Source organism: Mesorhizobium sp. M7A.F.Ca.MR.148.00.0.0 (genome assembly GCF_003997735.1).
GTDB lineage: Bacteria > Pseudomonadota > Alphaproteobacteria > Rhizobiales > Rhizobiaceae > Mesorhizobium.
In genome coordinates this window covers 1-4,775 of the sequence record NZ_RZTB01000207.1, presented here as the reverse complement: position 1 = coordinate 4,775, position 4,775 = coordinate 1, and the positions used below count along the sequence as shown (strand labels likewise).

Genomic DNA, 4,775 nt, shown 5'->3' with positions numbered 1-4,775 from the left:
CGGCGGCGCGCAGGTCCGCCACCATCTTCTGGTAGCGGCCGAGGCTGTCGGTGTCCTTGTCCATCACCAGCACGACGACAGGTGCGATCACGTCCGAGGCGTCGAGCTTGCCGAGGTTCTTCAGCGCGGTCATCAACCTGGAGACGCCGATGGAAAAGCCGGTCGCCGGCACAGGCTCTCCACGAAAGCGCGACACCAGGCCATCATAGCGCCCGCCGCCACCGACCGAACCGAAGCGCACGATCTGGCCGTCTTCGTTGGGGATTTCGGCCAGAAGCTCGGCTTCGAGGACGGGGCCGGTGTAGTATTCGAGGCCGCGCACGACGGAGCGGTCCATGGCAATACGGTCCTCGCCATATCCTGCCGCCCTGACCAGCGCTTCAATCGTGGCGAGTTCGCCGACGCCTTCCTGGTAGATGGCGTTCGAACTGACCATGGAATCCTGGCCGGCCTGTATGGTCCTCGCAGTCGCGAGAAGAACCGCCTCGGCTTGCCCGTTGTTCAACCCGGCGCCCTTGGCGAAGTCGCCCTCGCCCTCCTTGCCGCCGTCCCAGCGGCCCGGGCCAAGCAAAAGCTTCACGCCTTCCGGCCCGAGCTTGTCCAGCTTGTCGATCGCGCGCAGCACCGTCAGCCGGCGGCCGCCATTCTCCTCACCGCCGAGGCCGATCGCCTCCAGCACGCCATCCAGCACCTTGCGGTTGTTGACGCGGATGACGTAGTCGCCGCGCTTGATGCCGAGCGCTTCCATGACGTCGGCCATCATCATCGCCATCTCGGCGTCGGCGGCCACGCCCGGCGTACCGATCGTGTCGGCGTCGAACTGCATGAACTGGCGGAAGCGGCCGGGGCCTGGCTTCTCGTTGCGGAACACCCAGCCGGAGCGATAGCTGCGGTAAGGCTTGGGCAGGCGCTCGTAATTCTCGGCGACGAAACGGGCCGTCGGCGCGGTCAGGTCGTAGCGCAGCGACAGCCACTGGTCGTCGTCATCCTGGAAGGAGAACACGCCTTCGTTCGGCCGGTCCTGGTCGGGCAGGAATTTTCCGAGCGCATCGGTGTATTCGATCAGCGGCTGGTCTGCCGGTTCGAAACCGTAGAGCTCATAGACCGAGCGGATCGTCGCCATCATCTTCTCGACGGCGCGGATGTCCTCGGCGCTGCGGTCGGCAAAACCGCGCGGCAGTCGCGCTTTCGTCTTTTCCGATTTATCGGCCATGGGCTGGGGTCTTTTTTGCTAAGTAATCGATGACATATTGCGAGTGGGCGTGTCCTAACCGAAGCGGCGAGGACCAGCAAGGGTTTGCACCCTCTCTACGAGGTGGCTAGGAACAGTTCGATAGCTTTGCAAGTACAGCGCCGCCCCTCATCCGCCTGCCGGCACCCTTCTCCCCGTATAGTGACGGGGAGAAGAGAGCTGAACGCGGACTCGGGCATTCTCTTGCAACCTGGACGACTGGCGAAACCATCGACGAGGGCGTCCTTCTCCCCGTCGCTATACGGGGAGAAGTGCCCGGCAGGGCGATGAGGGGCGGCGCAGAACGGCCAAGATTTGGGCCTACCACCCGAGCCAAGCTGAAACAAAACGCAGCGAAAATGAAACAATCCGCCACGGGTACGGCATCGTGCCGACACAATCGTCGCCGATAAAGCGCGGGAAATGAGGGGTTCGCGGCCATGACCAGCACAGCAAGATTCCACGCCATCGACAGCGATGCCGAATTGCCCGCACGCCTGCGCCCGGCCGACATCGACGCCCCGAAAATGATCAGCCAGGCTGCCGGCCCGTTCGAAGTGCCCGGCGAGACCGGCAAGGGACCATCCATGCGCGACGCGTTGATGACCGGCCTGCTGGTGATCTATCCGACCGTGGCCACGGTGGTGGCGATCGTCGCCGGCCTGGTGCTGGCCAGCGCCAACGGCACCTGAGCCTATTTCGGCCGCCTGAAAGCCTTCCGCTGCTTCTCGACCTCTTTGCGGCAGACGCAGCCCTCGAGGTGGTCGTTGACCAGGCCCATGGCCTGCATGAAGGCGTAGACCGTGGTCGGGCCGACAAAGCTCCAGCCGCGTTTCTTCAGCTCCTTCGAAATCCGCACCGAGACGGCCGTTGTCGGGTTGGCGCGCAGATGGGCGAGGTCGACGATTTGCGGCCGCTCGTCCTTACCGGGTTCGAACTTCCAGAACCAGGCGGCCAGCGAGCCGAATTCGTCGGCCATTTCGCGGGCGCGCTTGGCGTTGTTGATGGTCGAGACGATCTTGCCGCGATGGCGGATGATGCCGGCATTGCCGAGCAGGCGTTCGACATCCTTGTCGGTGAAGGCGGCGACCTTGTCGATCTCGAAATTGGCGAAGGCTTCGCGAAAATTCTCCCGCTTGCGCAGGATGGTTAGCCACGACAGGCCCGACTGAAAGCCTTCCAGGCAGATCTTTTCGAACAGCCTGCGGTCGTCGGCCACAGGCCGGCCCCATTCATGATCGTGGTAATGCAGATAGTCGGGCAGATTGCCGTGCCAGAAGCAGCGCGCGACACCGTCGGGACCGGCGAGCAGGCCGGTGTTTTCCTTGTCCATAAGCCAAAATCCGTTCGTTAACGCGCTTTTGCGCGGCATTTACTGCGGCTTTACCAGATTCCTGAACCCTGCGGTAACCACACCAAAAGGTTTACCGACAGTTCCGCATTTTACGCATTCCGATTCATGTTTCGGTTGCTGCTTGCGCGCCAATGATCGCCGAACCGGGAGGACGTTTCCACCCGTTTTGTATCAGACGATCAAGGTGCGTTACGATGAAGACAGTGTTGTTTCCCGTGCTCGGCGCCGTGGCTGTGTTTGCCGCCGGCGTCACACCCTCAACCGCCGGCGACCGCTATGCCGACAGGCCGCCGGTAATGGTGAGCCCCGACCTTTCAGCACCCTGGGTGCTGCAGCTTGGCCAGGCACCCGGTATCGTGCGCCAGAACCGCCAGGTCGTCCAGCAACAGCGGCGCCTGCGCCTGGCGCAGCCCGACCGGGTGCAGACGGCGGCGGTGCAGCCGCCGGCCAAGCGCATGCTCGCGCGTCCTCAGATCAACCCGATCTACCTGCCGCAGGAAGTCGACTATGACGGAGGCCAGAAGCCGGGCACGATCGTCATCGACACCACCCAGAACTTCCTCTACCTCGTCGAGAAGAACGGCAAGGCAAGGCGCTATGGCGTCGGCACCGGCAAGCCGGGCTTCGAATGGTCGGGTACGCACAAGATCACCAACAAGCGCGAGTGGCCGGACTGGCGCCCGCCGGCGCAGATGATCAAGCGCGAAGCCGCCAAGGGCCGCTACCTGCCGACCTATCTTGCCGGTGGCACGGAGAACCCGCTTGGTGCCCGCGCGCTCTACCTCGGCACGACCGAATACCGCATCCACGGCACCAACCAGCCTTGGACGATCGGCGGCGCGGTATCATCGGGCTGTATCCGCATGCGCAACGAGGACGTCGTCGACCTTTATGAGCGGGTCAATGTCGGAACCACGGTCGAGGTGATATAATAATCTTTGCGAATCACCTGGCCGGCAAAGCAGTCCGCTTTTCGAGGCTAGTTCAGGGACAACGGGGGACGGGCCGTATGGGGATGCGGCCGGTCAGGAAGGGCAGCACGGGAAACCGCGCTGCCCTTTCCGTTTTTGAGCAGAAATCGAGGGCAGAAGGTCGCCCACGCGTCGCGCAACGGGCATAGCGGTTCGCTTTCATGCTGCCCTTTACCGCATTCTTTTGCTATCTCGGTGGCTAGTTCCACAAAAGAGTTCACCCATGCCCCTGTCCGAAGACAGCCGTTATCTCAAGGGCGGCCCGGTCGCCCAGCGCATCATCGCCGCCGTTGCCGAGGACGCAGCGATCGCCAAAGCCGAGGGTTTTCCCCCCAAGCTGGTCTCGATCACCGTCGGAGACACCGATGCGGTGGATGTTTATGTGCGCAACCAGCGCGCCAAGGCTGAGCTCGCCGGCATCGATTTCGAGGAGCGGCGCTTTCCCGCCACCATCACGGCAGGCGAGTTGGAAGCGGCCATTCACGGCCTGAATGCCGATCCGCGCGTCACCGGCATCATCATCCAGCGGCCGGTCCCGGTGCATATCCCGATCAGGACATTGCAGGCGGCGGTGCATCCGCTCAAGGATGTCGAAGGCATGCATCCGGCCTCGATCGGCAACATCGTCTACAATCAGCTCGATCTCGCGCCTTGCACGGCGGCCGCCTCGGTCGAACTGCTCAAGGAAACCGGCCTCGACCTCAAGGGACTGGAAGTCGTCATCGTCGGCCATTCGGAAATCGTCGGCAAGCCGATCGCCTTCCTGCTGATGAGCGAAGGCGCGACGGTGACCGTGTGCCATCACATGACGCGGTCGGTCGCCGCCCATGCGCGACGTGCCGATGCGCTGTTCGTCGCCGTCGGCAAGCCGCGGCTGATCAAGGCCGACATGGTCAAGCCGGGTGCGGCCGTCATCGACATCGGCATCAATTCCGAAATCGGCCCCGACGGCTCCAGCCGCATCGTCGGCGACGTCGACACCGAGAGCGTCCGCGAGGTCGCCTCCTGGATTACCCCGGTGCCGGGCGGCGTCGGCCCGATCACGGTCGCCATCCTGCTGCGCAACACCATGGTCGCGCTCAGCCGCCAGCGCGCGCTTTATGAAGCGACCTACGGTACGGCGGACAGGCTCGCGGCGGAGTAAGGACAGGGCGACGCCAAAGGCCCCCTCACCCAGCCTCCGCTTCGCTCGGCTGACCTCTCCCCGAGGGGAGAGGAG

General features: G+C 63.7%; 5 protein-coding genes. 3 read left to right on the top strand and 2 right to left on the bottom strand.

Features of this window, described 5'->3' with window-relative positions; genetic code table 11:
• A partial coding sequence (gene hisS, locus EOB49_RS32780) for a histidine--tRNA ligase (protein ID WP_127383402.1) occupies window positions 1–1,213 on the bottom strand: 1,213 nt, incomplete at its 3' end.
• Between the two features lie 458 nt (window positions 1,214–1,671).
• Between hisS and EOB49_RS32775 the strand changes: the two genes are divergently transcribed.
• Window positions 1,672–1,923: a hypothetical protein gene (locus EOB49_RS32775; RefSeq protein ID WP_127383401.1), complete on the top strand. Its 252-nt coding sequence runs from the start codon at window positions 1,672–1,674 to the stop codon at window positions 1,921–1,923.
• A gap of 2 nt (window positions 1,924–1,925) precedes the next feature.
• On the opposite strand, the gene EOB49_RS32770 is transcribed toward EOB49_RS32775, so the two are convergent.
• On the bottom strand, window positions 1,926–2,564 hold the full coding sequence (locus EOB49_RS32770) for a DNA-3-methyladenine glycosylase I (RefSeq protein ID WP_127383400.1): 639 nt from the start codon (window positions 2,562–2,564) through the stop codon (window positions 1,926–1,928).
• A 215-nt stretch (window positions 2,565–2,779) separates the two neighbouring features.
• On the opposite strand from EOB49_RS32770, the gene EOB49_RS32765 reads away from it, so the two are divergent.
• Together EOB49_RS32765 and EOB49_RS32760 are read left to right on the top strand one after the other, a co-directional pair.
• A complete protein-coding gene (locus tag EOB49_RS32765; RefSeq protein WP_127383399.1) occupies window positions 2,780–3,517 on the top strand; it encodes a L,D-transpeptidase in 738 nt (245 codons plus the stop codon).
• A 262-nt stretch (window positions 3,518–3,779) separates the two neighbouring features.
• A complete protein-coding gene (locus EOB49_RS32760; protein ID WP_127268830.1) occupies window positions 3,780–4,700 on the top strand; it encodes a bifunctional 5,10-methylenetetrahydrofolate dehydrogenase/5,10-methenyltetrahydrofolate cyclohydrolase in 921 nt (306 codons plus the stop codon).
• The last annotated feature ends 75 nt before the right edge of the window (window positions 4,701–4,775 follow it).

What these genes read in the sequence shown, in the direction of transcription:
- EOB49_RS32770 (WP_127383400.1), bottom strand. Translation starts at nt 2,564, where the DNA reads ATGGACAAGGAAAACACCGGCCTGCTCGCCGGTCCCGACGGTGTCGCG.
- EOB49_RS32760 (WP_127268830.1), top strand. Translation starts at nt 3,780, where the DNA reads ATGCCCCTGTCCGAAGACAGCCGTTATCTCAAGGGCGGCCCGGTCGCC.
- EOB49_RS32775 (WP_127383401.1), top strand. Translation starts at nt 1,672, where the DNA reads ATGACCAGCACAGCAAGATTCCACGCCATCGACAGCGATGCCGAATTG.
- EOB49_RS32765 (WP_127383399.1), top strand. Translation starts at nt 2,780, where the DNA reads ATGAAGACAGTGTTGTTTCCCGTGCTCGGCGCCGTGGCTGTGTTTGCC.